The organism is Janthinobacterium sp. 1L-D-8-B-C4, from assembly GCF_057291295.1.
On sequence record NZ_JBXAVX010000015.1, the window covers coordinates 63369 to 89482 of the forward strand.

Below are 26114 nucleotides of genomic sequence, written 5' to 3' on the forward strand. Positions count from 1 at the left end.
ACAAGCCGGGGACTGCCTGCCCCGAGAACCCTCACCGAAAGCCGACCATGCGCAAACTCCTGATCGTCTCGCTATGCCTGTTGCTGTCGGGCTGCGTCAAAGATTTCGCCATCTTCATGATCGATGGCCAGGAGCATTCGCTGACCGTGCGCCGCCAGCAGAATTACTTTTGGCAAGACACGGTGGAAGTCCAGTTGATGGCCACCAATTTGCCGCAATGCCAGCGCCTGCATACCCTGTCGCTCGACACGCCGGCCGACGAGGTCACGGTCGACGTGTTTGCCGCTGGCGACGGCGTGTGGAATATCCGCATGGGCGACCAGTTGTGGCAGGCGGAAACAAATACCTGCAACAGCCTGGTGGAAATGGAAAACGACCCGAAAGCCGACCTGGGCCAGCCGGTCGGCAAATTCGAGATCGTCGATGACCAGCTGACATTTACCGCAGCGCCACAGGCTGCGGCGCCGGTGCAATAACTACACGCGGGCCAGTTTGCGCACCGGCGCCTTGGCCAGCCTGGCAGCGGGTTTTGCTGCAGCCAGGCGCGGCGCGCTTCCTTCTTGCGCCGTCAATTTGAAACGCGACACCAGCTGCGCCAGCACGGCCGCCTGGTCCTGCATGCTGCCGGCCGCGGCCGCCGCCTGCTCAACCAGCGCCGCATTTTGCTGCGTCACCGAGTCCATTTCCGAAATCGCCTGGTTCACATGGCCGATGCCGGTGCTTTGCTCATGCGAGGCGGCCGTGATGTCGGCCATGATGTCGGTCACGCGCGACACGCTGGCCACCACCTGATCCATCGTCGTGCCCGCCTGCGCCACCAGGGTGCTGCCGGCGGCAATGCTGTCGACCGAGGCGCCGATCAGGGCCTTGATCTCCTTGGCGGCGGCCGCCGAGCGTTGCGCCAGGTTGCGCACTTCCGACGCTACCACCGCAAAGCCGCGGCCCTGCTCGCCTGCCCTGGCCGCTTCCACGGCGGCGTTCAGCGCCAGGATATTGGTCTGGAACGCGATGCCGTCGATCACGCCGATAATGTCGACGATCTTGCGCGACGAGGCATTGATGGTGTCCATGGTGCCGATCACCTGCGCCACCACGGCGCCGCCCTGGCGCGCCACGTCTGAGGCCGATTTGGCCAGCTCGTTGGCCTGCACCGCGTTGCCGGTGTTTTGCGTCACGGTCGAGGTCAGCTCTTCCATCGATGCGGCGGTTTCTTCCAGCGAACTGGCCTGCATTTCGGTGCGCGCTGACAAGTCCATATTGCCGCTGGCGATCTCGCCCGACGCGGTGGCGATGGTCTCGGCGCTGTGGCGAATTTCGCTGATGGCGGCAGACAGGTTGGCTTGCATGGTTTTCATCGCATACAGCACGCTGTGACGATCCTTGGCATGGGTGTGCACGTCAACGCTGAGGTCGTTGTCGGCGATCTTGGCCGCTACATCGGCCGCATATTCCGGGTCGCCGCCCAGCGCGTGGCGCAGGCTGCGGTTGATCACCACCACCACGCCACCGAGGAAGATGCAGACCAGCACCAGCAGGCCCAGCGACACCAGCAGGGTTTGCCGGAAGGCGGCGTCGATATCATCCATATAGACGCCGACGACGATGTTCCAGTTCCACGGTTTGTAGGCGGCCACGCGGCTCAGCTTGGGTTCGGCCACTTTCTGGCCGGGGCGGGGAAAGTAATAGCGCACAAAACCCTTGCCCGTGTCGCTCTTGCCGACGGCGACGATGTCGCGGTACAGATAAGTGCCGTTGGCATCCTGGAAGTCGGACATGTTCTTGCCATCGGTCTTGGGCGCTGCCGGGTTCATCACCACCACCGCTTCGTGGTTGATGACGGCCAGGTAGCCGGTTTCGCCGAAGCGCATGCTGCGGATCACGGCCAGCGCCTGCTTTTGCGCTTCCGCCGTGCTCAAAGCGCCGCTGGCGGCCAGTTCGCCGAACATCTTGACGGCGCCCAGGCCCAGGTCGGCCGCGTTGGTGATGTCGGCGCTGCGCTCTTCGATGCGGATCTTGCGTACTTCAAAGGCGTTATAGACAAAGATAATCGAAATACACAGCAGGCTGCAAATCAGGGGTATCCATAATTTCTGCTTGAACGACAGTTTATTCATGCGTGTCTCCTACTTGTATTTTTGCAGTGGCATGGGCTTGCCCCGCTTCCATGGCGGGCATGGAATGCGGCGGCGCCGGCACTCTGGCGGCGCCGATCAGACGTTTCCAGCATACGCTTGAACTGGCCTTATTTACAATGCTCATGAGCAATGATTTTTTGCCGGTGTTGTTAATGCGTTGCTGGCAGGGCGACAAGATGGAGGGAAGGAAAACTGTGGCAGAATGCGCGTCTGTAACGCTGCTCAAGAAAGAATCGCATGACCAAGAACGACGCCATGAAACGCATCAACGACCGCCTGGGCAAACCCACCCTGACGGACAAGAACACGCATTTTTCCAGCGTGACCAACTATGGCACGGACGAAGGCTGGTGGCTGAAGATCCCGTTCCTGACCTTCAAGCAGGAACTGCACTTCATCCTCAACAACGAGAAGACCAAGAGCTTCCAGCATTTGAAAATCGGCGCGAACCAGATCCTCAGCCCCGGCATGAAGTTTCGCAGCACCGACGGCGCCGCCGACGCCTTCATGTCGGCTTCGGCGCCGAAGCGCCTGGTCGACTTGCTCGACGGCGGCAGCAAATACAATTTTACCAAACACCTGGTCAGCGAATACCGCTACTGATTCAGCTCTGTCTGGGCGGCAACCAAGCTTGCAGCAGGCTGCGGGCGATATCGAGCGCATCGTCGCCGCTGTCGCCGAAATGCAGGGGATAGCCCCAGAACTTGCCGAACATCACGGCAAACGCCTTGCCTGCCAGCCGTTTGGCGGCGCTGGGCTCGATCAGCACCATGCCGCAGATATAGGCGCGCAGTGCCGCCTTGTTTTTCTTCATCCACAAGGTCAGGCGCTTGCGTTCCTCCTGCGCATGTTCATGGCCGTCAGCGTCGAACCCCGCATCACTGAGCAGCACAAAGGCTTGCCGGCGCTGCAGCAATTGCTCGAACGCCGCGAACAAGGCGTCGCTGTCGGCGGCGCCGGTATCGCGCCGCAGCCAGACGAGGGGAAAAGTGGAACTGTCGATCAGCATGGTGACTCCTTCAAGGTAGATGGCCGGCGCCCGCACCTTCATCAAGAGCTGGCGGCGGCTGTCTGGCGTTGAAGAGGCTGCGGAAAACATCACGATACGGCAAGCGCTGCTGGACGTCATTGCACAAAATAGCCACAATATTGTTCAATCCAGCCAATCCCTGACACCATGCCCATTCCGCTGTTTTCCGCCAGCTCGACCGGCTCGCCAGGCCTTGCACCCATCGATATCGACGTCGATGGCATCCTGCGCCCCGTGCTGGCGGTGGGTGCGGCGCATGTCAGCAGCGAATGGGAACAGGCGCCGCACCGGCACCGCAAGGCGCAATTGCTGTACGCCGTGCGCGGGGTGATTCATTGTGAAGTGGACAGTGGCACCTGGATCGTGCCGCCGCAGTGCGCCGTGTGGATACCGGGCGGCTTGCTGCATGCGGCGCGCGGCGCCGGCGAGGCGCAGTGTTATTGCCTGTTCGTCGAGATGGAACAGGCGCCGCAACTGCCTGCCGAATGCTGCACAGTGGCCGTATCGCCGCTGCTGCGCGAGCTGATTTTCAAGGCGGCCGGCTTTCCTGTGCCATCTGCGCTCGACGGTGCGCAGGAACGGCTGGTGGCAACCCTGCTCGATGAACTGGCGGCCGCCCCCGTGCAAGACTTGCACCTGCCGATGCCGCGCGACACCCGCCTGCGCCAGCTGGCGGCGATGCTGCTGGCCAGCCCTGGCGACAAGACACCGTTGGCCGCATGGGCCAGCCGCATCGGCATGAGCGAGCGCAGCATGACGCGCTTGTTGCTGCAGGAAATCGGCATGAGCGTGGGCCGCTGGCGCCGGCAATTGCATGTGATTATCGCCCTGCAGCGCCTGGCGCAAGGCGATAGCGTGAAAGCCGTGGCGCTGCAACTGGGCTATGAAAACACCAGCGGTTTTGTCACCATGTTCCGCAAGGCGGTCGGCAAGCCGCCGGCGCGCTACCTGGCCGAACGCGGGTGATAGAGGCAAAAAAGGCGGCATCGCGCCGCCTTTCGCTTGCATCTGACGTAAAAATCAGCTTTCGCGCGCCAGTGCCAGGAACTCCGTGCGCATCGCCAGGTTCGGCTGCAACTCGCCCAGCATGGCCGAGGTAATGGTTTCTTCGCCCGGCGTGCGGATGCCGCGGCTTTCCATGCACAGGTGGCGGCAGCGCACAACGACGCCGACCGCTTTCGGCTCCAGCACTTCCATCAGCGCATTGGCGATCTGCATCGTCATGCGTTCCTGCACTTGCAGGCGTTTCGAGAAGCAATCGACCAGGCGCGTCAGTTTCGACAGGCCGACGATTTTGCCGTTCGGCACATACCCGATGGTGGCCTTGCCGAAGAACGGCGCCAAGTGGTGTTCGCAATGGCTGTAGACGGGAATGCCGCGCACGACGATCAGTTCGTTGTACTGTTCCGCGCCATCTTCAAACGCTTTCAGCAATTCGACCGGATCCTGGCCATAACCCGAAGTCCAGTGTTTCCAGGCTTTCGTGACGCGCGCCGGGGTTTCCAGCAAACCCGGGCGTTGCGGGTCTTCGCCGATGCTGGTAATCAGCCGGCGCCAGTCGTCTTCGGTAAATTCTTCTTGAGACATGCTAAAACTTCCTAAAATTTTCAATTGCCGCAAGTATATAGAAAACTGGGAAGGCTGCCCTGGGCGGCCGGCTTTTACGCTGGCTGCGGCGGCCGGTGCGCCTGCACCAGCAGCGCCGAGATCGAAACACTGGAGGTCGCTTCCGGCCAGGTATCGCCAGGGCCGAACCAGCGCGCTTCGGCGATTTCGTTTTCGTCCAGCCTGATCTCGCCATCGAGGTAATCGGCGGTAAACGCCAGCATCAGCGAATGGGGAAACGGCCATGACTGGCTCATGAAATATTGCAGATTGTGCACGCGCAAGCCGACCTCTTCCATCACTTCGCGGTGCACGGCTTCTTCCACCGATTCGCCCGCTTCGAGGAAACCGGCAAGCGGGCTGTAGCGTTGTGACGGCGAATGCTTGTGCATCGCCAGCAACACCTGGTCGCCCTTGCGGATCAGCACCATCATGGCCGGCGAAATGCGCGGATAAGCCATCATGCCGCAGCTCAGGCACTTGAAGCAGCGCTCGCCAGGCAGGCGCACCATCGGCGTGGCGCACACGCCGCAGTAGCGGTGCGTGCGCGCCCATTCGGCCAGCTGTACGGCGCGGCTGGCCAGGCCGACAAAGCCGTCGTCGAGCACATTGAACAGCGAGCGCAGGCCACGCCATTCCAGGCTGGCGTCGGGCAAGCTTTCATCATCGAGCCAGACCGTCTGGCAATAGCGCCCTTGCCACAGGCCCACCGGTTGGGCGCGCGCCAGGTCGACACCGAGCACGGCCACCTGTTCGGCCGACGGCAAGGACAGGTCCGATACGCGCAGCAGCAAGCGGCCACGGTGAAAAATGAAGGTCAAGGTGTCCTGCGGCAATGGCGCCGGCACGGGAACGTCGATCAGGGGAACAAAGGCAAGGGGAGTTTCCAGCATGCAGCACCAATAAGAGAGGGGTTGCTCATCATACTCTCGCGCAAGTTCACGTGCGCAGCGTGCGTAATAGCACCAGTCCATGCGAGTTTGCAAGGCCGCACGGAAAATCACAGTGTATTTTTTTCGGCACGCAAAAAACGTTGCGTTAACGAGACTTAAACGAGACTGATAACGATTCTCATTTACGAAAACGCGGCAAATTATTACAATGTCACTCACCGTTTCCCAGCCAGTGCGCATGCGGCCGCAGCGCAGGGCAGAGACACCTACCCTGATCATAACGAGAGAGCAAGATGGCAATCAAGAGCCGCAAGCACGTCCAATCCCGCTTCAACCAACATGTCGGCGCCGCCCTGGCCGTGATGCTGCTGCCCGTCGCAGCACAGGCCGCAGATCCTGCCGGCCAGAGCGCGCAGGCATCGCAACAGATGCTGAACGAAGTGACCGTCGTTGGCGCCAAGGAAAACGACTTCAAGGCCGACAAGGCGTCGTCGCCAAAATACACGGAAGCGCTGGTCAATACGCCGCAAACCATCGTCGTGATCAAAAAAGAACTGATCGAACAGCAGGGCGCACTGACCCTGACCGACGCGCTGCGCAATACGCCAGGCGTGGGAACCTTCTTTCTCGGTGAAAACGGCAACACGAATACCGGCGACGCGGTCTACATGCGCGGCTTTGACGCCTCGAGCAGCATCTACGTCGACGGCGTGCGCGACATCGGCTCGATCTCGCGCGATGTATTCAATATCGAACAGATCGACGTGCTGAAAGGCCCGGCCGGCACCGACAGTGGCCGTGGTTCGCCGACCGGCTCGATCAACCTGGTCAGCAAGACGCCGAACCTGGAAAACAGCATCAATTCGCTGATCACCGTCGGCAGCGGCAAGCAAAAACGCGCCACCGCCGACTGGAACCGCGTGATCGACACCGACTCGGGCACCGCTTTCCGCCTGAACCTGCTGAAACAGGACAGCGGCAACGCCGCGCGCGATGAAGTCAAGAACGAGCGCTGGGCGATCGCCCCATCGGTCACCTTTGGCCTGGGCAAACCGACCCGCGTCACCGCCAGCTTCCTGCACGTCGACCAGGACAACGTGCCCGACGGCGGCGTGCCGACCATCGGCCTGCCAGGTTACGTTGGCCCGGACAATCCGGCCAGCGTGACTGCTGCCAACCCGACTCCGGTGCGCACCTATATCAATTCGGCGCCTAAAGTCGATCCGAAGAATTTCTACGGCCTGGCATCGGACTATGACAAGGTCAAAGCCGACATGTTTACCGTCAAGGTCGATCACGATTTTTCGCCGAACGTGAAGCTGCAGAACGTCACGCGCTGGGGCAAGACCAAGCAGGATTACCTGTTGTCGGCCTTTATGGGCTCTTCCGCCAACCTGGTGACCAATAATGCGGCACTGGGCGCCGTGCCGGGCAATCCGTCGACCTGGCTGCTGGCGCGCTCGAACCGCACCATCAAGGACCAGAAAAACACCATCCTGACCAATCAGTCGACAGTCACCGCTGCGTTCGACACCGGCGCGGTCAAGCACTCGCTGGTCGGCGGTTTCGAGTTTACCACCGAGAAACAGACCAACTACAGCTACGTCGCCTCCAGCCTGGGCACCAGCGTTGCCGTGCCGACCGCAGCCAACCCGCGCACCATTCCGCTGGCCAATCTGTATAACCCGAATCCGAACGAAAGCACGGCCGTATTCACGCCAGTGCGCAGCGGCGCCACCACCGACGGCCAGATCGACACGCAAAGCCTTTATCTGTTCGACACGCTGAAATTCAACGATCAATGGCAAATCAGTGGCAGCGTGCGGGCCGACCATTTCAACACGAAATACAATGCCATCACCTTGCAAGCGGCCGCCGCTGCCAACCAGCCACAGCTGATTCCGGTCGGCACGCCGATCGGCAGCAGCCTGTCGCTGAGCGACACCGTGTACAACGGCAAGATCTCGGCCATGTACAAGCCGACGCCGGACAGCAGCGTGTATGCGCTGTACTCGACCTCGAAAGCGCCGCCAGGCACCAACTTCACCCTGAGCACGGCCGCCAGCAGCAATCAGAACCTGAGCTACGATCCACAGGAAACCACCACCAAGGAAATCGGCACCAAGTGGGACTTGCTGAAGCAAAAACTGTCGCTGACGGCCGCCCTGTACCAGACCACGGTGACCAATGAAGTGGAACAAGACGCGGTTATCCCCACCATCTACTACCAGACGGGCGAAAAGCGCGTGCAGGGCGTGGAACTGGGTGTGGTTGGCGAAGTCATGCATAACTGGCTGGTCAGCGCCGGCTACACCCGCATGAACACCAGCGTCAAATCGGGCCGCGTGGTAACCGCCAGCGGCATCAACAACCTCAGCTACACGCCGAAACAGGCATTCACGGCCTGGACCTCGTACATCCTGCCCTTCGGCCTGAAGATCGGCGGCGGCGGTCGTTATGTCGGTGAAATGCTGCGCGGCACCGACGGCGCCTACGGCACCCCGGCCCGCATCGATTCGTACTGGGTGTTTGACGCGATGGCCACCTACACGGTCAACAAGAACCTGGACCTGCAGCTGAACGCCTACAACCTGGCCGACAAGACCTACGTGGCAGCAATCAACAAGAGCGGCTACCGCTACACGCCAGGCCAGCCACGCTCGTTCAGCCTGAGCGCCAACGTCAAGTTCTAGGACGCACCTGACGCAGGCAGTACCGCAGTATCGACAGGCCCCGCTTCATGCGGGGCCTTTTTTATGGTCCTGATAATCTTGTCTTTCTGGTGACGCGGCAACTGTATGAAAACTCATACAGCCGAGGCTGGCTGCGTCCAATATCTCGCGCAACAGCCGCCACGGTGCTACATCCTGACAACAAAAAATCACATTGAAATCAAGCGCTTAATAAGTTCTGTACCAAAAGTCATTTTCAGGCATATCCTTTGCTATGTAGTGACTTTGCAGCAAAAAAAAGTTGGCATGCAAGAGCTTGTTTTACGGCAACATTTCTTCCAAGCTTAAGTTGCTCGCTATTTATAATCCGCTCACAGCGGCGCTTTACTGGAGGAGTCACGCAATGAAAAAGAAACGGCCATTAACCCTGTACATCCTGATTGCCATGATCCTTGGCATTCTGGTGGGCTATGCCTGCAACACCACTTTCCCGGACGAGAAGGTCAGCGCGCAAATTGCGGGCAATATTTCCATCGTCACCGATATTTTCCTGCGCCTGATCAAGATGATCATTGCGCTGCTGGTGTTCTCGACCCTGACGGTCGGCATCGCCCACATGGGTGACGGCAAGACCGCCGGCCGTATCGGCCTGAAAGCCATGTGCTGGTTCCTGGTCGCTTCGCTGGTGTCGCTGGCGCTGGGTATGGTGCTGTCAAATATCATGCAGCTGGGCACCAACCTGGGCTTGCCGCTGCCCGACGTGCATGCGTCGACCAATCTGAAGACCGCCGCTTTCACCATGAAAGACTTCTTCACGCATCTGGTACCGAAGTCGCCGATCGAGGCGATGGCCAACAATGAAATCCTGCAAGTGCTGGTGTTTTCCATCTTCTTCGGCGGCGCCCTGGCTGGCCTGGGCGAATCGGGCAAGGCGCTCACCAACGTCATCGACCAGCTGGCGCAAGTCATGCTGCGCATCACCGGCACCATCATGAACCTGGCACCATTGGCGGTGTTTGCCGCGATGGCCTCGGTCGTCACCACCCATGGCCTGGGCGTGCTGGTCACGTTCGCCAAATTCATGGGCGGCTTTTATGTCGGCCTGATCTGCCTGTGGACATTGCTGGTGGGCGCCGGTTTTGTGGTCATCGGTCCGCGCATCTTCAAGCTGGTCGGCCTGATCCGCGAACCGTTCCTGCTGGCTTTTTCGACCGCCAGCTCGGAAGCGGCTTATCCGAAACTGCTGACGGCGCTCGACCAGTTCGGCGTGGACCGCAAGATCTCCAGCTTCGTGATGCCTTTGGGCTACTCGTTCAACCTGGACGGCTCGATGATGTACTGTACCTTTGCCGTGCTGTTCATTGCCCAGGCCTACGGCATCGACCTGTCGATCGGCACCCAGATCACCATGCTGCTGCTGCTGATGCTGACCTCGAAAGGCATCGCCGGCGTGCCGCGCGCCTCGCTGGTGGTGATTGCCGCCACCTTGACGCAATTTAATATTCCGGAAGCGGGCCTGCTGCTGCTGATGGGCGTGGACCAGTTCCTCGACATGGGCCGTTCGGCCACCAACGCGGTCGGCAATGCCGTTGCCACGGCGGTCGTCGCCAAGTGGGAAGGCGGCCTGGCCACCGAAGAAGAAGCGGCGGCAGCCAATGCCGCCAACATGAATACCGAAAGCCATTGGGGCGAAGCAGACCACGCTAAGAAGGCTTAAACAGAATGGCCCGCCACAAGCGGGCCATTGTTTTAATCTCAATGTTGAGTAACAAGCAGTCGGGCAGTGCGATCAGTAGTTAACCCCTAATAGAGAGATTTTCATGAAAAAAGTCCTGTTTACCTTATTGGCTCTCGGTGCTTCCTGCACCGCCCTGGCGCAATCGAGCGTCACCATCTACGGCGTGGCCGATGCCGGCCTGGTTGTCGACAAGGACGCTGCCGGTGACCGCCTGACCCGCGTCGCTTCCGGCGTGGCCTCCGGCTCGCGCATCGGCTTCAAGGGCAAGGAAGACCTGGGCAACGGCCTGTCTGCCCTGTTCGTGCTGGAAAGCGGCTTCAATATCGATACGGGCACCTCGGGCCAGGGCGGCCTGCTGTTCGGCCGCCAGGCGTATGTGGGCCTGTCCGGCAAGGGCGGCACCGTCACTCTGGGCCGCCAGTACTCGCCGTACTACCTGGCCCTGCGCGACGTGGCCGACCCGTTCGTGATCGGCCTGGCCGGCACGGCATCGAACATCATGGTCACCAATATCCGTGTCGACAATATGGCGCAGTACAGCACGCCGACCTGGAACAAGCTGTCGGCCGACGTGGCCTACGGTTTTGGCGAAGTGGCCGACGACAACAAGAAAAACCGCAGCATGGGCGCCGCCGTGCATTACATCGACGGTCCGCTGAACTTGACCGTCACGCATCACCGCAAGGAAAACGTCGCCGGTACCGACCAGACCCGCAACAGCCTGCTGGCCATGCGCTATGACTTCGGCGTGGCGCAAGCGAACCTCGGCTACGCCGACAACCGCGCCCTGGCCAGTGTCAAGAGCAATGACCTGCTGCTGGGGGTGAGCGTGCCGTTCGGCCCGACCAAGATGGTTGCTTCCTACATTCGCCACAACGACAAGAGCAACCTGAACCGCGACGCCCAGCAATGGGCCATCGGCGCCTACTACGCCCTGTCCAAGCGCAGCGACCTGTACACCGGTTACGGCCATATCAGCAACAAGAACGGCGCCACCTTCGTGGTCGGCAACGCCACCGACAACGGTACCGGCAACTCCGGCTTCAACCTTGGCATGCGCCATCTGTTCTGATCACGCCTAGCTCCCGCCAGAGCCGCCGGAGACCACTCCGGCGGCTTTTTTCATTTATGCGCACGCCTTGATGCGATACTGTGGCCTCTTGCAGTCTGACACCGAACCATGACCAACAGCAGCACACCTTCTCTTTCCTGGCGCCAGCGCCTGGCGCAACGTTCGGCCCGCAAGGCCCTGGCCTGGGGCGTGGTGCTGGCTGCCTGCCTGGCCATCGTCTGGCTGGTGTATTTCTGGACCGAGCGCATCGCTATCGGCAAGCTGCAAGCCAGCGGCGCGCAGCGCCTGGAGGTGTATGTCAGCAGCCTGGAAAACGCGCTGGAAAAATACGATTTCCTGCCCAAGACGCTGGAACTGAATCGCGACGTGATCCGCCTGCTGCAGCACCCGGAAGACCCGGTGCTGATCGACACGGTCAACAATTACCTGGAGCAGATGAATGCCCAGGCCAAGTCGTCGACCATCTTTATCAGCAACCTCGACGGCAACACGCGCGCGGCCAGCAACTGGCAGCGCCCGGACAGTTTTATCGGCGACAATATTGCCTTTCGCCCATATGCCCAGGATGCGCTGCGCGGCACGCCGGGCCGCTTTTACGGCGTCGGCACGACGCGCCTCGAACCCGGCTACTTCTTTGCCCACGGCATCTATCAAAATGGCCGCATGCTGGGCCTGGCCACCGTCAAGCTGAACCTGGAAAACCTGGAAAAACGCTGGGTGCAAGGCGCCGACAAGGTGATGCTGGCCGACGAGCACGGCGTGATTTTTTTGAGTTCCGTGGCCGACTGGAAATACAAGACCCTGGCGCCACTGTCGCCGGCGGTGGTCGAGGAAATCAACCGCACGCGCCAGTATTATTCGAAGCAGCTGGAAACCATCCCCTTTGTGTCCGACCGCCAGCTGGGCAATGGCGCGCGCGTGATCAGCCTGCGCGAGCAGGAACGGGCCGACGCGCCACAGAAAACCACGTCGAGCGTGATGACGCAGATGAAGCTCAAGTCGCCCAACGGCTGGACCTTCATCTACCTGTCCGACCTGGCGCAGGCGAAGGCCAGCGCGCGCTCGGCGGCGGCGTTTTCGGGGGTGCTGCTGGGCTTTTTCATGCTGCTGTTCTTTTATGTGCGCCAGCGGCGCGCGGCGGTGGCGCAAAAGCTGCGCGCCCGCGAAGACTTGCAGCATGCGTATGACAACCTGGAAACCATGGTCGAGGAACGCACCTCGGAATTGAACGCCATGACGCAAAGCCTGAGCCAGGAAATCGAGGTGCGCAGCAAGGCCGAACAAAAGCTGCACATCACGCAAAACGAGCTGTTCCAGGCCGGCAAGATGGCGGTGCTGGGGCAGATGTCGGCCAGCATCACACATGAGCTGAACCAGCCGCTGACGGCCCTGCGCACCATGTCGGACAACGCGGTGATTTTGCTGGAACGGGGCCGGCTCGACGATGCGCGGCGCAACCTGGCCAAGATCTCGCAAATCGCCGCCCGCATGGGGGCGATCACGGGCCAACTGAAAGTGTTTGCGCGCAAGTCGACCACCAGCCTGACCTCGGTATCGATTCCGACCGCGATCAGCAATGCGCTGTTCCTGGTCGAGCGGCGCTTGCAGGTGGAAAACGTGCGCTTCACCTTGCAGCTGCCGCCCGACGACATCTTTGCCATGTGCGAAAGCAACCGCCTGGAACAGGTGCTGGTCAACCTGTATGCGAACGCGCTTGACGCCATGAACGGCAGCGAGGTGCGCAGCCTGCGCGTGACGGTCGAATGCAAGGCGCCGCTGGTGCTGATCCATGTGGCCGATACCGGGCCGGGCCTGTCGACCGAAGTGTACGAACACCTGTTCGAGCCGTTCTTCACCACCAAGCCGCAAGGCCTGGGCCTGGGGCTGGGGCTGGCCATTTCAGAACAGATCACGCGCCAGTTCGGCGGCGTGCTGCGCGCCGATAACGCACCGGGTGGCGGCGCCATATTCACCATCGAATTACAGATGGCAACGCAGGAGGAAAAGCATGTTTGATGGTTTGAAAGTGTTGCTGGTCGAAGACGACCCGACCGTGCGCGAAGGCAGCGAGCAGGCGCTGCAGCTGGCCGGCCTGGACGTGCTGGCGTTTCACTCGGCCGAACTGGCCTACAAGCTGCTGGTGCCCGACTTTCCCGGCATTGTGGTGAGCGATGTGCGCCTGCCCGGCATGAGCGGCCTGGACTTGTTGCAGGCGATCAAGCAGCTCGACCCCAACCTGCCGGTGATCCTGGTCACCGGCCACGGCGACATCACGATGGCGGTGCACGCGATGCGCACCGGCGCCTATGACTTTATTGAAAAACCGTATTCGTCCGAGCAACTGGTCGACGTGATCCTGCGCGCGCTGGAAACCCGGCGCCTGATGCTGGAAGTGCACAGCCTGCGCCGCCAGCTGGAAGACGGCGGCGGCATCGAATCGCGTTTGCTGGGCAATTCGCAATCGATGCGCGATATCCGCCGCCTGATCCTCGACGTGGCCGACGAGCCGGCCGACGTGCTGATCTATGGAGATACCGGCACCGGCAAGGAAATGGTGGCGCGCTGCCTGCATGACTTCAGCCACCGCCGCAAGCACAACTTCGTGGCAGTCAATTGCGGCGCAATTCCTGAAAGCATTTTTGAAAGCGAAGTCTTCGGGCACGAAACCGGCTCATTTACGGGCGCGGCCAAGCGCCAGGTGGGCAAGATCGAGCATGCCGATCACGGCACGTTTTTTCTCGATGAAATCGAAAGCCTGCCGCTGTCCTTGCAGGTGAAACTGCTGCGGGTGCTGCAGGAGCGCTATATCGAACGGCTGGGCTCGAACATTCCCACGCCGGTCGACGTGCGCGTGGTGGCGGCGGCCAAGCTGGACCTGGAAGAGCTATCGCGCCAGCAGAAGTTTCGCAGCGACCTGTACTACCGCCTGAACCTGATCGTGCTGCACCTGCCGCCGCTGCGCGAGCGGCGCGACGACATTCCAATGCTGTTCGAACATTTCGTGCTGGCCGCCGCCGCGCGCTACAACCGCGCCGCGCCGATGGTGTCGAGCGCGCAGATGCGCAACCTGATGGCGCATGGCTGGCCCGGCAATGTGCGCGAACTGCGCAATATCGCCGACCGCTTCGTGCTGGGCATCGCCGGCGGCGCCTCAAACCTGCTGGCGACCAGCGCCCAAGCCGGCGCACTGTCGCTGGCCGAACAGGTGAACGGTTTCGAGCGCGCGCTGATCGAGCAGGAACTGCGCGCCTACGCCGGCAACGTCAGCGAAGTGAGCAATGTGCTGGGCCTGCCGAAACAGACCCTGTATCACAAGATGCAGAAATACAACCTGGTGGCCGAAGAGTTCAGGTAGCCATCCCCACGCGTCCGGCACGCAAGGGTGTCACCCAGTCTGGCCGGCCGTGGGCCAGCGCCAGCCGCGCCTGCGACTCCCAGTCATAGTCCACCTGGTGAAACTGCGCGTGCCAGCGCCCTTGCGCATCGTCCTCGACAATCGCGTAGCGCGCATGCGGCGTGCCGTTTTCCATCACGTGCGGATACAGATGATCGTCGTCGTACGCCTGCAGGCCGACGCTGCCGGGATTGACGATCAGCCGCCCGTCAGCCAACGCCACGCTGCGCGGCATATGCGTGTGGCCGCACAGGATCAGGGCGGCAGCCGCATCACCGGCGCGCCGCGCCACCTCGTCCACGGTGGCGGCGCGGCTGCCTTGCGGCGTGACGGTATCCAGGAAATACACCAGGTCGCTGGCCGGCGTGCCATGCACCAGCAGCACATCGTGACGCAGGCGCAAGGTAGCCGGCAGCGCCTCTATCCACGCCAGCTGTGCCGGCAGCAACTGCGCGCGCGCATACGCATCGGAGACACCTATGCGCGCCGGGTCGGCCAGCAACTGGCGTTCATGGTTGCCGCGGATGGTCGGCAGCGCCAGCGCCATCAGGCGCGCCGCCGTCTCGCGCGGCTGCAAGTGGCCCGAGACGATATCGCCCAGGTTGACGGTGGCATCGACACAGCGGCGCGCGATGTCGGCCAGCACGGCGTCCAGCGCGGCAAGATTGCCGTGGATATCGGAAATGGCGGCGATACGCATAAGGACTCCTTGTCACAATCGGTAGGATTATTCTGACGCAAATTTGAGAAGTGCGGCTACATGGGCAACATGGTGTAATTGTTACTATTTCCCCACTGCATTGCCGCGCCTGCGCTGCGGCGATACCAACCTATTTGAGGAGCTTTTCCATGTTTGCCACGTCCACTGCCATCCGCCTGTCGCCACCACGTTTGCGCCATCTTGCCATGCGCAGCGCCATGTTGCTGGGGTTTGTGGGCGTTGCCGCCAGCGGCACGGCGGCGCATGCCGAGCCTTCCGTGGCGCTGGACCGCGCCAGCATTTCGCTCGGCGCCTTTTACGCCGATCCGCGCATCGATATCGGTGCCGACACGCAGTTCGGCCGCCTCGATGCGCCCGATTCCAATCCAAATCACACCACCATTCCACGCGTCAAGGCCGACCTGCTGATCGGCGACCGCCATGGCCTGTCGTTCGACTACTACCGCTACGACAAGAACTATACGCCAACCCTGTCCGGCCAGACCATCATCAACGGCCAGCCCGTGTCGGGCACCGCCACGGCCGACGCCGACCTGCAGCTGGACCTGGCCAAGCTGGCCTACAAATGGTGGCTGGGCCAGGAGAAGGATACCTTCGGCATCGGCCTGGGCGCGGCCTACTACAGCGCCAAGCTCGACGGCACGGCAACTGGCCTGGTCAATGGCGTGAGCGCGACCGCGCGCGACTCCGTCAGTGAACACGCGTTTGCACCGCTGGTCGAAGTGGCATGGCGCCACGCCTTCACGCCGGACGTGCGCATGTACATGGAAGCGTCGGGCATCAAGAAAAATGGCGGCACCATCAACGGCCATATCTACAGTGGCAATATTGGCGTGGAATGGTTTCCGTTCAAAAATGTCGGTTTCGTGGCCGACTACGGCATCTCGAAAATCGCCCTGCGCCGCGACAGCACGCGCGATGCCGACCTGAATATCCGCCTGACGGGCCCGTCGGCCTACGTCAAGATGCGTTTCTGATCGGCCCTCTCCCCTTTGACGTCCCCGCTGCGTGCGGGGACGTTGTCGTATACAGCCCCGTCATTCGTCGCTCCCTGCCGCATTCCGGCCCCGTCTTTTGGCCCTTGGTCGCAAAAATATTATTTACTTTTTAATTGTCAGTAGAGTATTGTCTTTAAGTAACATCCGCTATCGCGGAAAAACCAGGGACGACCGGCCGACATGAATCGACCGGCATTTTTTACTGTCAAGCCAGGAGTGTGCTGCCCATGCTATCGATCAAACAGTTGAACAAAACCTATTCCAATGGCGTCAAGGCCATCCACAACGTCAGCCTCGACATTCCGAACGGCATGTTTGGCCTGCTGGGGCCAAATGGCGCTGGCAAATCGTCGCTGATGCGTACCATTGCAACCTTGCAGGACCCCGATAGCGGCAGCATCACCTTCAACGGCGTCGATGTGCTGAAAGACAAGGAAGGACTGCGCCGCCAGCTCGGCTATTTGCCGCAGGATTTCGGCGTGTATCCGAAGGTCAGCGCGGAAACCTTGCTGAACCACTTTGCGGTGCTGAAAGGCCTGACGGAAAAGGGGCCGCGCAAGGAGGCGGTCGAAGCGCTGCTGCAGCAAACCAATCTGTGGGAAGCAAGGAAGCGCAAGCTCGGCACCTATTCGGGCGGCATGCGCCAGCGCTTCGGCATTGCCCAGGCGCTGCTGGGGGCGCCGCGCCTGGTGATCGTCGATGAACCGACGGCCGGCCTGGACCCGGACGAACGCAACCGCTTCCTGAACCTGCTGGCGAAAATCGGCGAGCAGGTGGTGGTGATTCTGTCGACTCATATCGTGGCCGACGTGACCGACCTGTGCCCGCGCATGGCAATGATCGTCAAGGGCCAGGTACTGGTGCAGGGCGAACCGCAGGCGGCGATCGACACCTTGAACAACAAAGTGTGGCGCCGCAGCGTCTCGGCCGACGAACTGGCGCAGTACCAGCAAAGCCTGAACGTGCTGTCGACGCGTTTGGTGGCTGGCCGCACGCAGATCAATGTGTTTGCCGACAGCCAGCCCGATGCCGGCTTCGAACTGATCGCACCCGGCCTGGAAGACGTGTATTTCATGCATGTGCGCAACGCCGGCCGCCATGCCGCCGCGCCTGCCGCAGCCGTGGCCTGAGGAGCGCGCCATGTGGAAGGAATTTTTCAAGTTTGACCTCGGCTACCAGCTGAAACAACCGCTGCTGTGGGTATTTGCCGCCATCCTGGCCTTGATGGCCTTTGGCGTGACGACCAGTGATTCGGTGCAGATGGGTGGCGCGATCGGCAATGTCAACCGCAATGCGCCCACCGTGGTGGCGCAGTTGCTGGGCATGTTCACCCTGCTGTCGATGTTCCTGATCACCGTCTTTATCGCCGGCGCCGTGCTGCGCGACAGCGAAGTGGGCATGGCCGACATGCTGTTCGCCACGCCGATGCGCAAGTGGGATTATCTGTTCGGCCGCTTTGCCGCCGGCTTCGTTGCCTGCCTGGTGATTTTTGTCTGCATCGCGCTCGGCACCATGATCGGCCCCTTGATGCCGTGGGTCGACCCGCAACGCGTGGGGCCGTTTTCACTGCACACCTATGGCTGGACCTTTGCCGTGCTGGTGATCCCCAACCTGCTGTTTGTCGGCGCCCTGCTGATGCTGCTGGCGGCCACCACGCGTTCGATGCTGCTGGTGTATGTGGGCGTGCTGGCGTTTTTCGTGCTGCGCACCATCGCCAGCTTGTTGACGCGCGACATCAACAACGAATGGCTGGCGGTACTGATCGACCCCTTCGGCGTGACCGCCTTTGGCCGCATGACACGCTATTTCACGTCCTCGGAAGCGAACGCCAGCCTGCCGCCGTTTTCCGGCTTCCTGCTGGCCAACCGCCTGCTGTGGCTGGGAATTACCACCGCCCTGTTCGCCGCCACCGTGATCCTGTTCAAGCCGCAGCGCACCGGTACCGGCAAGCGTTTGTTCGGCAAGCACAAGGCGCAAGCTGCGATGCCCGCCGTGGCCGCGCCTTTGCTACTGCCGCGCATTACGCCCACTTTCGGCACCGCCACCGCCTGGCGCCAGTGGTGGCAGATCCTGCGCTTCGACGCCGCCGGCGTCTTCAAGAGCGTGCCCTTCCTGGTGATGCTGCTGTTCGGCGTGATGAACCTGGTCGCCGGCGTCACACTGGGCTCCAAGCTGTACGGTACCACCGTGTATCCGATGACCTACCTGATGTTGCAACAGATCAGCCAGAGCTTCAGCTTCATGCTGATCATTATCGTCACCTTCTATGCGGGTGAACTGATCTTCAAGGAGCGGCAAGTGAAAATCGCCGACGTCAGCGACGCCATGCCGGTGGCAGACTGGACGCCGTTGCTGGCCAAGTGCACGGCGCTGGTCGGCGTGGTGGCGGGCTACATGCTGGTCGGCGTGGTCACCACCATCATCTTTCAACTCTACAAGGGCGGCGCGCCGGTGGAGCTGGCCCTGTACCTGAAGGGTAGCTTGCTGGGCGCCTTCTTCTTCGTGCTGATGGGCTTGTGCGCCATCGTGCTGCAAGTGCTGTCGAACAATAAATTCATCGGCTACCTGGCGGTGATTCTGCTGATGGTGTCGCAAGCCGTGCTGGGCATGCTGCACTTCGAACACAACCTGTACAACTTCGGCGCCACGCCCGATATCAAATATTCCGACATGAACGGCTATGGCCATTTCCTGACGGGCTGGCGCTGGTATGCGCTGTACTGGAGCCTGTTCACGGTGGCGCTGGTGATGCTGGCGCAGGCGTTCTGGGTGCGCGGCCTGTCGACTGGCTGGCGCTCACGCATCAGCCTGGCCGGCCGCCGCCTGAAAAGCGGCACCGGCGCGGCGCTGGCAGCGGTACTGCTGTGCTGGCTGGGCACCGGTGGCTGGATCTTCTACAACACCAATGTGCTAAACACCTATGAAACGGCGGACGAGGGCATGGACAAGCTGGCGCGCTACGAAAAACTGTACCGCCAGTACAAGGACTTGCCGCAGTTGAAGATCACCGAGGTACAGGCCAATGTCGATATCTATCCGGAACAGCGCAAGGTGCTGATCAAGGGTCATTACCTGCTGCAGAACAAGACCGCGCAAGCGATCGACACCCTGCGCATCCAGCTTGATCCCGAACTGGAGACCAAATGGCTGAACCTGCCTGCACACAGCACGCAACTGAACGACAAGGACCTCGGCTTCAGCATCCTGAAGCTGGCCACGCCGCTGGCGCCGGGCGCGCAACTGCCGCTCGACTTCACGGTGGCCGTCACGCATGAAGGCTTTACCAATAGCGGCGCGCCGGACCAGGTCAACCTGAACGGCACCTTCTTCAACAACATGTCCTTTTTCCCCCACTTCGGCTACCAGCAGGAGATGGAGCTGAAGGACCGCAATGAACGGCGCAAGCGGGGCCTGGGCGAACCGCAGCGCATGGCCAAGCTGGAAGACAAGTCGGCCTATGGCAATACCGTGTTTGGCAGTGAAGCGGACTGGATCAGCTTTGACACCACGGTGTCGACCAGCGGCGAGCAAATCGCGCTGGCGCCCGGCTACCTGCAAAAAAGCTGGGAAAAAGATGGCCGCCGCTACTACCACTACAAGATGGGCCAGCCGATGATGCCCTTCTTTGCCTATCTGTCGGCGCGCTGGGACGTGAAAAAAGGCGACTGGCACGGCGTGCCGATCGAAATTTATGCCGACAAGAAACACGGCTACAACCTTGATCGCATGATCACCTCGGTGCAGAAGTCGCTCGACTATTACACCACCGAGTTCACGCCCTACCAGCACAAGCAGGTGCGCATCCTGGAGTTTCCCGGCTACGCCAGCTTTGCGCAGTCGTTTGCGAACACCATTCCGTACTCGGAAGGTATCGGCTTTATCGCCGACCTGCGCGACAAGGACGATATCGACTACGTGTACTACGTCACCGCGCATGAAATGGCGCACCAGTGGTGGGGCCACCAGGTGATCGGCGCCAATGTGCAGGGCGCCTCGATGCTGATGGAATCCCTGGCGCAATACTCGGCGCTGATGGTGATGGAAAAGGAATACGGCCGCAACAAGCTGCGCCGCTTCCTGCGCTATGAACTGGACCGCTACCTGAGCGGACGCAGCGGCGAATTGATCGAGGAACTGCCGCTGGCGCGTGTAGAAAACCAGCAATACATCCACTACCGCAAAGGTAGCCTGATCTTCTATCGCCTGCGCGACGAGATCGGTGAAGCGGCCGTCAACCGCGCGTTGAAACGCTTCCTGCAAGATAAAGGCTACCAGCAGGCGCCATTCACCACCACCGCCGAACTGCTGGCGTATATCCGCGCCGAAGCGCCGGCAGACAAGCAGGCCTTGATCACCGACCTGTTCGAGAAAATCGTCTTCTACGACAACCGTGTCAAGGAAGCTTCCGCCGTCCAGCGGCCGGACGGCCAGTGGGATGTCACCATGAAGCTGCACCTGGCCAAGCTCGAATCGGACGGCAAGGGCAAGGAAAGCCCGCGCGTGTATGACGAACCGGTGGAGATTGCGATCTTTGCGCGGCCTGTCATTCTTAGCCCAACCATGCGTATCCCAACCATCGCCAAGGAAAAGGATGAAACCGTGCTTTTCACGGACAAGCGCGTGCTGGTCGGCAGCGACCCGGTGGTGACCATCACGGTCAAGGAAAAACCGTTCGAAGTGGGGGTCGATCCGTATAACAAGATGATCGACCGGGTGTCGAGCGATAACCGCAAGGAGGTCAGTTTCAATTAAACCGCCAACCACATGAAACAGGCCGCGCCGTCGATGATGGCGCGGCCTGTTTTTTTTATCCGGCAACGATCAGCGGTACACCATCCCGCCATCGATCAGCGGCGCCTGCCCCGTCATGTAATCCGAATCCGGTCCCGCCAGGAACGACACCAGGCCGGCCACGTCGTCCGGCGTTTCGGCGCGCCCCAGCGCGATGCCGTCGACAAATTTCTTGTAGGTAGCGCCCAGCTCGGCGCCCGTTACCTCGGCCATGCGCTTGTCGATCTCGACCCACATGTCGGTGCCGACGACGCCGGGGCAATACGCATTGACGGTAATGCCGTGCGCTGCCAGTTCGCGCGCCGCCGACTGTGTCAGCGCGCGCACGGCAAACTTGGTGGCGCAGTACACGCCCAGCAGCGCAAAACCGTCATGGCCGGCAATCGAGCAGGCATTGATGATCTTGCCCTTCTGCCCGCGCTTCTTGAAGGTTTTGGCGGCCGCCTGGATGCCCCACAAAGTGCCCTGCACATTGATGCGCATGATACGGTCCACTTCGTCGGGCGTGACGTCCAGCAGCGGCGCCACCTGGGCGATGCCGGCGTTGTTGACCATGATGTCGAAGCCACCCAGTTCTTTCTCGGCAAACGCCACCGCTGCGGTGACCTGGTCCAGCTGCGACACATCGGCAATAAAAGTGAAGGCGCGGCGGCCCAGCGCGCGCACTTCGGCGGCGGCAATGTCCAGCTTTTCCTGGTTCAGGTCGACCAGTGCGATATCGGCGCCATCTTTTGCCAGGCGCAGCGCGATCGCCTTGCCGATGCCTTGCGCGGCGCCCGTGACCAGTGCGACTTTTCCTGTGATGCTCATGTGCTTTCCTCTCGAAATCAGCAAACCTGCAACAGGCAGGTTCGCTTCCACTCCCATCAAAAACCTTTTTGACGGGCAGGGGAAGAGCGCACGGCAGGGGAATGCGGGAAACGGCGAGGCAGGTCAAGGAAACGGCACGCCGCTACTCTTTTACATACACGGCATAGATGGCGAAAGGCAAACCGAGCACCACGGATAGCCACGGCCACGCCGCCACGATATGGGCAAAGGCCAGCAGCAGCAGACACACCACCGCCAGCACCACCAGGAAGACGACGCGGCGGAACCACTTGCGGCCCGGTGGCGTCACCGGGTCGGTGTAGGCTGGTGCTTTCCGCTCCTGCTCCTGACGCGAAGAAGGCGCTACCGGCTTCGCCGCAGCGGGCGACAGTGGCAAGGGCACGCCGTCATCGCTCGATACCCGCTGGCGATATTCGTTTGCGCAGCGCATTTCCACTTCCACTATCCAGCCATCGAGCCGCCGGCCCCAGTTGTCCACCTTGGCCGCCCCCTCGTCGTCCAGGCCCTGGTAGTAACTGCTGTCATTTTTAAAATGTGTATCGTTGGCAAACTTGGATTGTTCCCGATACAGCGAGGCCAGGATGCCGTGCGCCACGACCGTCACGCTGCCGCTGGGGAACAGCGGAAACCTTGCCCACGCTGCGGGTGGCGTCGGCGGCAGGAAAATCGGCCCGGGTGGCGCCAGGCTGGACGGTATCGTGATGTCGAGATCGGTGGCAATGCTGTTCGCCAGCGCTTTCCAGTTGGTCTCTGGCACCGCCAGTGGCCCTGGCCGCTCTTCGAGGCACCAGTAGCTGTCGATCTCGCCACCCCAATGTGTCGCGTCGGGAAAGATCGGTATGCCCGGCACGTCCGGCACCAAAGGATGGTCCAGCCACGCGGGACGCTCGACGCCGACAGCCCAGATCTGATGGCGGTCGGGGAAATGCGCCACCACCGCGTAATCGCCGTAATGGATGACGGCGGGGCGCGCGATGCCGAATTCACTCAGCAGGTGCAGCGACAAGCGCACCGCGCCCGACTGTTTCAGGATGCCCAGCCACCACGTGAAATCATCGGCCAGCAGGGCGTTGTCAGCCAGTTGCCGGAACTGCAGGCGGGCGCCGAAAAAAATGCCATGCCGGTACCAGTCGTCCAGCGCCAGTTTGTCGCGCAGGAATTGCGTGCCATAGCTGACCAGGGCGATCTGACGGTGGTTCGATTCGGATTGCAAGCCGGGCTCCTGTCATGGTGGGAGGACACAGCTTACCACCGGGCTTGTTTCCTTCGCGCATGGCAGGCTATGCCGCGCAACCCCGGCAATATCCGCGGCAGGCTTGTAGAATCACCGGTATCTCCGCTGCCAGGGTTCTCCCATGACCACCACCGCCGCCCCGAAGACGCTGCACATCGCCAGGAAGCTGCTGTCCCTCGTTGGCAAGATCGAGATCACCGACGATGCCGGCACCATCCTGTACGAAAGCCGCGCCCGCTGGGGCTGGCTGAGCCAGCCCTGGAGCATCACGCAAGACGGCCTGGAGGTGGCGACCGTGACGCGCAAGCTGTACTCGTTCACGCCAGTCTGGAACGTCGCCACCAACGAGGAACATTTCATCTTGCGCGGCAAGCTGTGGAGCCAACGCCGCCGCATCTGCAGTAGCGCTTAGCAGACGTCCAGCTGGATGATCTGCACCGCTGGCGCGCTCAATTTCTGTTTCATCTTGCCGAACCAGCCCTGGCTGGCCTGGCGCTCATACACGGCCGGCAACGCCGTCAGTTCCTCGACCAGCCGCCCCTCGCTGCGCAGGCCGTCAAACACCATGCAACGCCAGTTGGGCTGCAGGAACTGGCGGCTCAGCAGCTCCAGGGCCGCCGCCTGCTCGCCACGACCACCATCGAGCCAGCCGATCAGCATGGGCTTGACGCCGGTAATACTGACCAACGACAGATGCAGGCTGGCGATCTCCGCCTGACTGGCGCAATATGCGCGCGCCTGCGCCGCAAAGCGCTCGACGGCGCTCACCATCTGCCCCACTTCCTCGGCCGTCACCGGCACGCCATCGCCACCGAGCCCTTCGGCGTCGCGCAGCGCCATCAGGCCATCGTGCGATATGGCCAGCACCTGGCCGCCATCGTTCAGCGCAACGTCCAGCCGGTTCGACTCGGCAAACAGGATCAGGAAGCGAAACGGCACGGTGATGCAGTTGCCGCTGCCTTGCGCGTCGTTCGCCTCGGCTTCATTCAGATAGGCCGGCAGCAGTGGCAGCGCGTCGCCGGTCCCGGCGGCCAGGTGCAGCGAGGTCGCCGTCTGCCCGTTCGCCACCGCCACCTGCTCGCCCGGCGCCCAGACTGGCATCGACCAGACCTCGTCGCGGAATCGTGGCAGCGCCGAGGTGTTGCGGCCGGGAGCGGCCTTCAGAAGCTGGGAAAGGATGTCGAATGAGGGGTGTGCCATGTGGGCCTTGCGTAAGGTGAACAGGTGCCTTTCTCGTGCGAGAAGACGGTGCTTTTAAGACAGATCCGGACGGTGCTCAACAAGCCAGGAGCGAACATGCGCCAACAGCGCATGTGCTTGCTTCATACACTCGACGACCACCGTGGGGCTGATGATCTCCCCGTCATAATCACTGATATTGCGTTGCTTGCGCAGGGCATCGAGCACCATCATCGTTCTGGCATCAAGGCCGACCGTCAACGGCAGCGTTTGAATAATCGTCTGATGATGGCCCGGCTTGCTTTTCGAAGGCCGGTAGCCATGCGCCCACAAGCTCACCATGCCACACTGCATCACGCACTTGTATGCCGCATCGAATCGATTTTCGTCACTGATATTCGTAGCGGCAGCATCATTCAGGTTGCGTTCAGCGGCTGCGATTAGCCGTTGAATATCGTCACGCTGAGCGTTGAACTCGCTCAGGCTCTGTATTTTCAACAAGTTTTGCAAAGTCATTTGCATCTCCGATCAGAAATACCTTGGGTTTTTCCACGACCTCGCGCGCCCATGTATTGTTCGATGCAAGCTTGGCGCAAAAATCATCGGTACGGTAGACCGCCGGGTTAATTTCACGCTGAACTTTTTCCTGCAAAGGATGCACAGCCTCAATCACTTCGGCAAAGCCGATATCACCAAGTACCAGTATATCCACGTCAGAGTAGGTCGTCTCTTCTCCACGTGCGACCGAACCGAATATCAGTGCAAATTGAATGTTTTCGGCGAGAGGTTTGAGTGCGTCCTCCAGCGCGGCGGGCAAGCCTGAGGTCTTTTGAAGCATGGCAGCCAATTCGTCAAAGATCGGACAATCACGGTTTGCACGATAGTGGACCTGATTCCCTATGCGGTGACTGATCAATATGCCGGCATCGGCCAATTTGATCAACTCCCGACTGGTGCTACCCGGCAGCGCATGAATACGACGCGCAAGCTCCCTGACGTGCCATGCGTCATCTGGTTGTGAAAACAGGACTGACAACACGCGCGTGCGAAATGGACCGAAAAGGAAGTCTGCTAGCATCCGCTCAATGTATCATGCAAGAAGACGGTTGTCTCCCGATAAGATACGAAAGTCTCACTTTGAGAGACGAACGTCTCCCAAAAAGATACATTTTAATTACTACCTTGATCGTCCGGTGACACAGCACTTTAGCCACAGAGCAGCTCGCATGAGTCAACAAAAATCCCCTGCAAACCGTTGATTTGCAGGGGATTTTTGAAACAGCCGAAACAGCCGGCGGTCTTAGAACGGAATATCGTCATCCATATCCGAGAAGTTCGGTGCTGGCTTCGGTGCCGGGCGTGGTGCTGGCGCCGGGGATGGACGTGGGGCGGGTGCCTGGCGTGGGGCCGGGGCATCGTAGCCGCCGCTGTTGCCGCCGTAGCTGTCGTCACCGCCGGCGTCGCCGCCCATGCCGGAACGGCCGCCCAGCATTTGCATGTTTTCGGCAACGATGTCGGTTGCGTATTTCTCGACGCCGTCCTTGTCCGTGTATTTACGGGTTTGCAGGCGGCCTTCGACGTAGACCGAAGAACCTTTTTTCAGGTACTGGCCAACCACTTCAGCGAGGCGGCCGAAGAACGAGATGCGGTGCCATTCGGTGATTTCTTTTTGCTCGCCCGTGTTGCGGTCTTTCGACTTGTACGAGGTGGCCACGGCGATGTTGGCGATCGCGTCGCCGCTAGGCATGTAGCGGATTTCCGGGTCACGGCCCAGATTGCCGACGATAATGACTTTGTTGACTGATGCCATGAATAACTCCT

23 protein-coding genes are annotated in these 26114 nt (G+C 61.0%); 12 read left to right on the forward strand and 11 right to left on the reverse strand.

The genetic code is table 11. The features are described 5' to 3' along the window. The first annotated feature begins 47 nt into the window (after positions 1 to 47). Entirely contained in the window at positions 48 to 476 is a 429-nt protein-coding gene (locus tag AC0Z42_RS22890) for a hypothetical protein (protein WP_485470483.1), read from the forward strand. On the opposite strand, the gene AC0Z42_RS22895 is transcribed toward AC0Z42_RS22890, so the two are convergent. Beyond that, on the reverse strand, positions 477 to 2114 hold the full coding sequence (locus AC0Z42_RS22895; RefSeq protein WP_485470484.1) for a methyl-accepting chemotaxis protein: 1638 nt from the start codon (positions 2112 to 2114) through the stop codon (positions 477 to 479). Between the two features lie 258 nt (positions 2115 to 2372). Here AC0Z42_RS22895 and AC0Z42_RS22900 point away from each other — a divergent pair, with 258 nt between their 5' ends. Further along, positions 2373 to 2738, forward strand: a complete 366-nt coding sequence (locus tag AC0Z42_RS22900) for a hypothetical protein (protein WP_485470485.1) — start codon at positions 2373 to 2375, stop codon at positions 2736 to 2738. A 1-nt stretch (position 2739) separates the two neighbouring features. Here the strand turns inward: AC0Z42_RS22900 and AC0Z42_RS22905 are convergent, their stop codons facing one another. After that, positions 2740 to 3264: a hypothetical protein gene (locus AC0Z42_RS22905; RefSeq protein ID WP_485470486.1), complete on the reverse strand. Its 525-nt coding sequence runs from the start codon at positions 3262 to 3264 to the stop codon at positions 2740 to 2742. Positions 3265 to 3312: 48 nt separating this feature from the next. Here AC0Z42_RS22905 and AC0Z42_RS22910 point away from each other — a divergent pair, with 48 nt between their 5' ends. Further along, complete coding sequence (locus tag AC0Z42_RS22910; RefSeq protein ID WP_485470487.1) at positions 3313 to 4131, forward strand: AraC family transcriptional regulator; 819 nt, start codon at positions 3313 to 3315, stop codon at positions 4129 to 4131. 54 nt (positions 4132 to 4185) lie between these two features. Here AC0Z42_RS22910 and folE read toward each other — a convergent pair whose 3' ends face one another. Both folE and nudC read right to left on the reverse strand, forming a co-directional pair. Continuing rightward, complete coding sequence (folE, locus tag AC0Z42_RS22915; RefSeq protein ID WP_485470488.1) at positions 4186 to 4752, reverse strand: GTP cyclohydrolase I FolE; 567 nt, start codon at positions 4750 to 4752, stop codon at positions 4186 to 4188. Between the two features lie 74 nt (positions 4753 to 4826). Beyond that, complete coding sequence (nudC, locus tag AC0Z42_RS22920) at positions 4827 to 5663, reverse strand: NAD(+) diphosphatase (RefSeq protein ID WP_485470489.1); 837 nt, start codon at positions 5661 to 5663, stop codon at positions 4827 to 4829. 293 nt (positions 5664 to 5956) lie between these two features. Between nudC and AC0Z42_RS22925 the strand changes: the two genes are divergently transcribed. The 5 genes from AC0Z42_RS22925 (at position 5957) to AC0Z42_RS22945 (ending at position 14500) form a co-directional block, all read left to right on the forward strand. Continuing rightward, positions 5957 to 8356: a catecholate siderophore receptor Fiu gene (locus tag AC0Z42_RS22925; RefSeq protein ID WP_485470490.1), complete on the forward strand. Its 2400-nt coding sequence runs from the start codon at positions 5957 to 5959 to the stop codon at positions 8354 to 8356. Positions 8357 to 8738: 382 nt separating this feature from the next. Then, positions 8739 to 10052, forward strand: a complete 1314-nt coding sequence (locus AC0Z42_RS22930) for a dicarboxylate/amino acid:cation symporter (RefSeq protein WP_485470491.1) — start codon at positions 8739 to 8741, stop codon at positions 10050 to 10052. A 103-nt stretch (positions 10053 to 10155) separates the two neighbouring features. Further along, positions 10156 to 11145, forward strand: coding sequence for a porin (locus tag AC0Z42_RS22935; RefSeq protein WP_485470492.1), 990 nt, complete (start codon positions 10156 to 10158; stop codon positions 11143 to 11145). Between the two features lie 108 nt (positions 11146 to 11253). Further along, positions 11254 to 13161: a sensor histidine kinase gene (locus AC0Z42_RS22940; protein ID WP_485470493.1), complete on the forward strand. Its 1908-nt coding sequence runs from the start codon at positions 11254 to 11256 to the stop codon at positions 13159 to 13161. Then, the gene (locus tag AC0Z42_RS22945) at positions 13154 to 14500 is read left to right on the forward strand and encodes a sigma-54-dependent transcriptional regulator (RefSeq protein ID WP_485470494.1); all 1347 of its coding nucleotides are present in this window, start codon (positions 13154 to 13156) and stop codon (positions 14498 to 14500) included. Before AC0Z42_RS22940 ends, AC0Z42_RS22945 begins: the two co-directional genes overlap by 8 nt. Here the strand turns inward: AC0Z42_RS22945 and AC0Z42_RS22950 are convergent. Continuing rightward, a complete protein-coding gene (locus AC0Z42_RS22950; RefSeq protein ID WP_485470495.1) occupies positions 14493 to 15239 on the reverse strand; it encodes a metallophosphoesterase family protein in 747 nt (248 codons plus the stop codon). The two genes, AC0Z42_RS22945 and AC0Z42_RS22950, sit on opposite strands and share 8 nt — an antisense overlap. A 149-nt stretch (positions 15240 to 15388) precedes the next feature. Here AC0Z42_RS22950 and AC0Z42_RS22955 point away from each other — a divergent pair, with 149 nt between their 5' ends. From AC0Z42_RS22955 to AC0Z42_RS22965, 3 genes are all read left to right on the forward strand, one after another. Beyond that, positions 15389 to 16237 (forward strand): hypothetical protein, encoded by an 849-nt coding sequence (locus tag AC0Z42_RS22955; protein ID WP_485470496.1) that lies wholly within the window; start codon positions 15389 to 15391, stop codon positions 16235 to 16237. A 248-nt stretch (positions 16238 to 16485) separates the two neighbouring features. Further along, positions 16486 to 17388: an ABC transporter ATP-binding protein gene (locus AC0Z42_RS22960; protein ID WP_485470497.1), complete on the forward strand. Its 903-nt coding sequence runs from the start codon at positions 16486 to 16488 to the stop codon at positions 17386 to 17388. Between the two features lie 10 nt (positions 17389 to 17398). Then, positions 17399 to 21010, forward strand: coding sequence for a M1 family aminopeptidase (locus AC0Z42_RS22965; RefSeq protein ID WP_485470498.1), 3612 nt, complete (start codon positions 17399 to 17401; stop codon positions 21008 to 21010). A gap of 69 nt (positions 21011 to 21079) precedes the next feature. Here AC0Z42_RS22965 and AC0Z42_RS22970 read toward each other — a convergent pair whose 3' ends face one another. Both AC0Z42_RS22970 and AC0Z42_RS22975 read right to left on the reverse strand, forming a co-directional pair. After that, the gene (locus AC0Z42_RS22970) at positions 21080 to 21859 is read right to left on the reverse strand and encodes an acetoin reductase (protein WP_485470499.1); all 780 of its coding nucleotides are present in this window, start codon (positions 21857 to 21859) and stop codon (positions 21080 to 21082) included. A gap of 142 nt (positions 21860 to 22001) precedes the next feature. Beyond that, positions 22002 to 23093, reverse strand: coding sequence for a hypothetical protein (locus AC0Z42_RS22975; RefSeq protein ID WP_485470500.1), 1092 nt, complete (start codon positions 23091 to 23093; stop codon positions 22002 to 22004). A gap of 142 nt (positions 23094 to 23235) precedes the next feature. Between AC0Z42_RS22975 and AC0Z42_RS22980 the strand changes: the two genes are divergently transcribed. After that, the gene (locus AC0Z42_RS22980) at positions 23236 to 23526 is read left to right on the forward strand and encodes an LURP-one-related/scramblase family protein (protein ID WP_485470501.1); all 291 of its coding nucleotides are present in this window, start codon (positions 23236 to 23238) and stop codon (positions 23524 to 23526) included. On the opposite strand, the gene AC0Z42_RS22985 is transcribed toward AC0Z42_RS22980, so the two are convergent. From AC0Z42_RS22985 to ssb, 4 genes are all read right to left on the reverse strand, one after another. Continuing rightward, a complete protein-coding gene (locus AC0Z42_RS22985; protein WP_485470502.1) occupies positions 23523 to 24314 on the reverse strand; it encodes a hypothetical protein in 792 nt (263 codons plus the stop codon). The genes AC0Z42_RS22980 and AC0Z42_RS22985 overlap by 4 nt on opposite strands. A 54-nt stretch (positions 24315 to 24368) precedes the next feature. Beyond that, on the reverse strand, positions 24369 to 24809 hold the full coding sequence (locus AC0Z42_RS22990; RefSeq protein ID WP_485470503.1) for a DNA-binding protein: 441 nt from the start codon (positions 24807 to 24809) through the stop codon (positions 24369 to 24371). Then, positions 24751 to 25371: a nucleotidyltransferase domain-containing protein gene (locus AC0Z42_RS22995; RefSeq protein ID WP_485470504.1), complete on the reverse strand. Its 621-nt coding sequence runs from the start codon at positions 25369 to 25371 to the stop codon at positions 24751 to 24753. The genes AC0Z42_RS22990 and AC0Z42_RS22995 overlap by 59 nt, the downstream gene beginning before the upstream one ends. Before the next feature lie 222 nt (positions 25372 to 25593). Beyond that, entirely contained in the window at positions 25594 to 26103 is a 510-nt protein-coding gene (gene ssb / locus AC0Z42_RS23000; protein ID WP_485470505.1) for a single-stranded DNA-binding protein, read from the reverse strand. Between the last annotated feature and the right edge of the window lie 11 nt (positions 26104 to 26114).

Excerpts from the sequence above, each read along its gene's own strand:
- AC0Z42_RS22890 (WP_485470483.1), top strand. The coding sequence starts at position 48 with ATGCGCAAACTCCTGATCGTCTCGCTATGCCTGTTGCTGTCGGGCTGC.
- AC0Z42_RS22895 (WP_485470484.1), bottom strand. The coding sequence starts at position 2,114 with ATGAATAAACTGTCGTTCAAGCAGAAATTATGGATACCCCTGATTTGC.
- AC0Z42_RS22900 (WP_485470485.1), top strand. The coding sequence starts at position 2,373 with ATGACCAAGAACGACGCCATGAAACGCATCAACGACCGCCTGGGCAAA.
- AC0Z42_RS22905 (WP_485470486.1), bottom strand. The coding sequence starts at position 3,264 with ATGACGTCCAGCAGCGCTTGCCGTATCGTGATGTTTTCCGCAGCCTCT.
- AC0Z42_RS22910 (WP_485470487.1), top strand. The coding sequence starts at position 3,313 with ATGCCCATTCCGCTGTTTTCCGCCAGCTCGACCGGCTCGCCAGGCCTT.
- folE (WP_485470488.1), bottom strand. The coding sequence starts at position 4,752 with ATGTCTCAAGAAGAATTTACCGAAGACGACTGGCGCCGGCTGATTACC.
- nudC (WP_485470489.1), bottom strand. The coding sequence starts at position 5,663 with ATGCTGGAAACTCCCCTTGCCTTTGTTCCCCTGATCGACGTTCCCGTG.
- AC0Z42_RS22925 (WP_485470490.1), top strand. The coding sequence starts at position 5,957 with ATGGCAATCAAGAGCCGCAAGCACGTCCAATCCCGCTTCAACCAACAT.
- AC0Z42_RS22930 (WP_485470491.1), top strand. The coding sequence starts at position 8,739 with ATGAAAAAGAAACGGCCATTAACCCTGTACATCCTGATTGCCATGATC.
- AC0Z42_RS22935 (WP_485470492.1), top strand. The coding sequence starts at position 10,156 with ATGAAAAAAGTCCTGTTTACCTTATTGGCTCTCGGTGCTTCCTGCACC.
- AC0Z42_RS22940 (WP_485470493.1), top strand. The coding sequence starts at position 11,254 with ATGACCAACAGCAGCACACCTTCTCTTTCCTGGCGCCAGCGCCTGGCG.
- AC0Z42_RS22945 (WP_485470494.1), top strand. The coding sequence starts at position 13,154 with ATGTTTGATGGTTTGAAAGTGTTGCTGGTCGAAGACGACCCGACCGTG.
- AC0Z42_RS22950 (WP_485470495.1), bottom strand. The coding sequence starts at position 15,239 with ATGCGTATCGCCGCCATTTCCGATATCCACGGCAATCTTGCCGCGCTG.
- AC0Z42_RS22955 (WP_485470496.1), top strand. The coding sequence starts at position 15,389 with ATGTTTGCCACGTCCACTGCCATCCGCCTGTCGCCACCACGTTTGCGC.
- AC0Z42_RS22960 (WP_485470497.1), top strand. The coding sequence starts at position 16,486 with ATGCTATCGATCAAACAGTTGAACAAAACCTATTCCAATGGCGTCAAG.
- AC0Z42_RS22965 (WP_485470498.1), top strand. The coding sequence starts at position 17,399 with ATGTGGAAGGAATTTTTCAAGTTTGACCTCGGCTACCAGCTGAAACAA.
- AC0Z42_RS22970 (WP_485470499.1), bottom strand. The coding sequence starts at position 21,859 with ATGAGCATCACAGGAAAAGTCGCACTGGTCACGGGCGCCGCGCAAGGC.
- AC0Z42_RS22980 (WP_485470501.1), top strand. The coding sequence starts at position 23,236 with ATGACCACCACCGCCGCCCCGAAGACGCTGCACATCGCCAGGAAGCTG.
- AC0Z42_RS22985 (WP_485470502.1), bottom strand. The coding sequence starts at position 24,314 with ATGGCACACCCCTCATTCGACATCCTTTCCCAGCTTCTGAAGGCCGCT.
- AC0Z42_RS22990 (WP_485470503.1), bottom strand. The coding sequence starts at position 24,809 with ATGACTTTGCAAAACTTGTTGAAAATACAGAGCCTGAGCGAGTTCAAC.
- AC0Z42_RS22995 (WP_485470504.1), bottom strand. The coding sequence starts at position 25,371 with ATGCTAGCAGACTTCCTTTTCGGTCCATTTCGCACGCGCGTGTTGTCA.
- ssb (WP_485470505.1), bottom strand. The coding sequence starts at position 26,103 with ATGGCATCAGTCAACAAAGTCATTATCGTCGGCAATCTGGGCCGTGAC.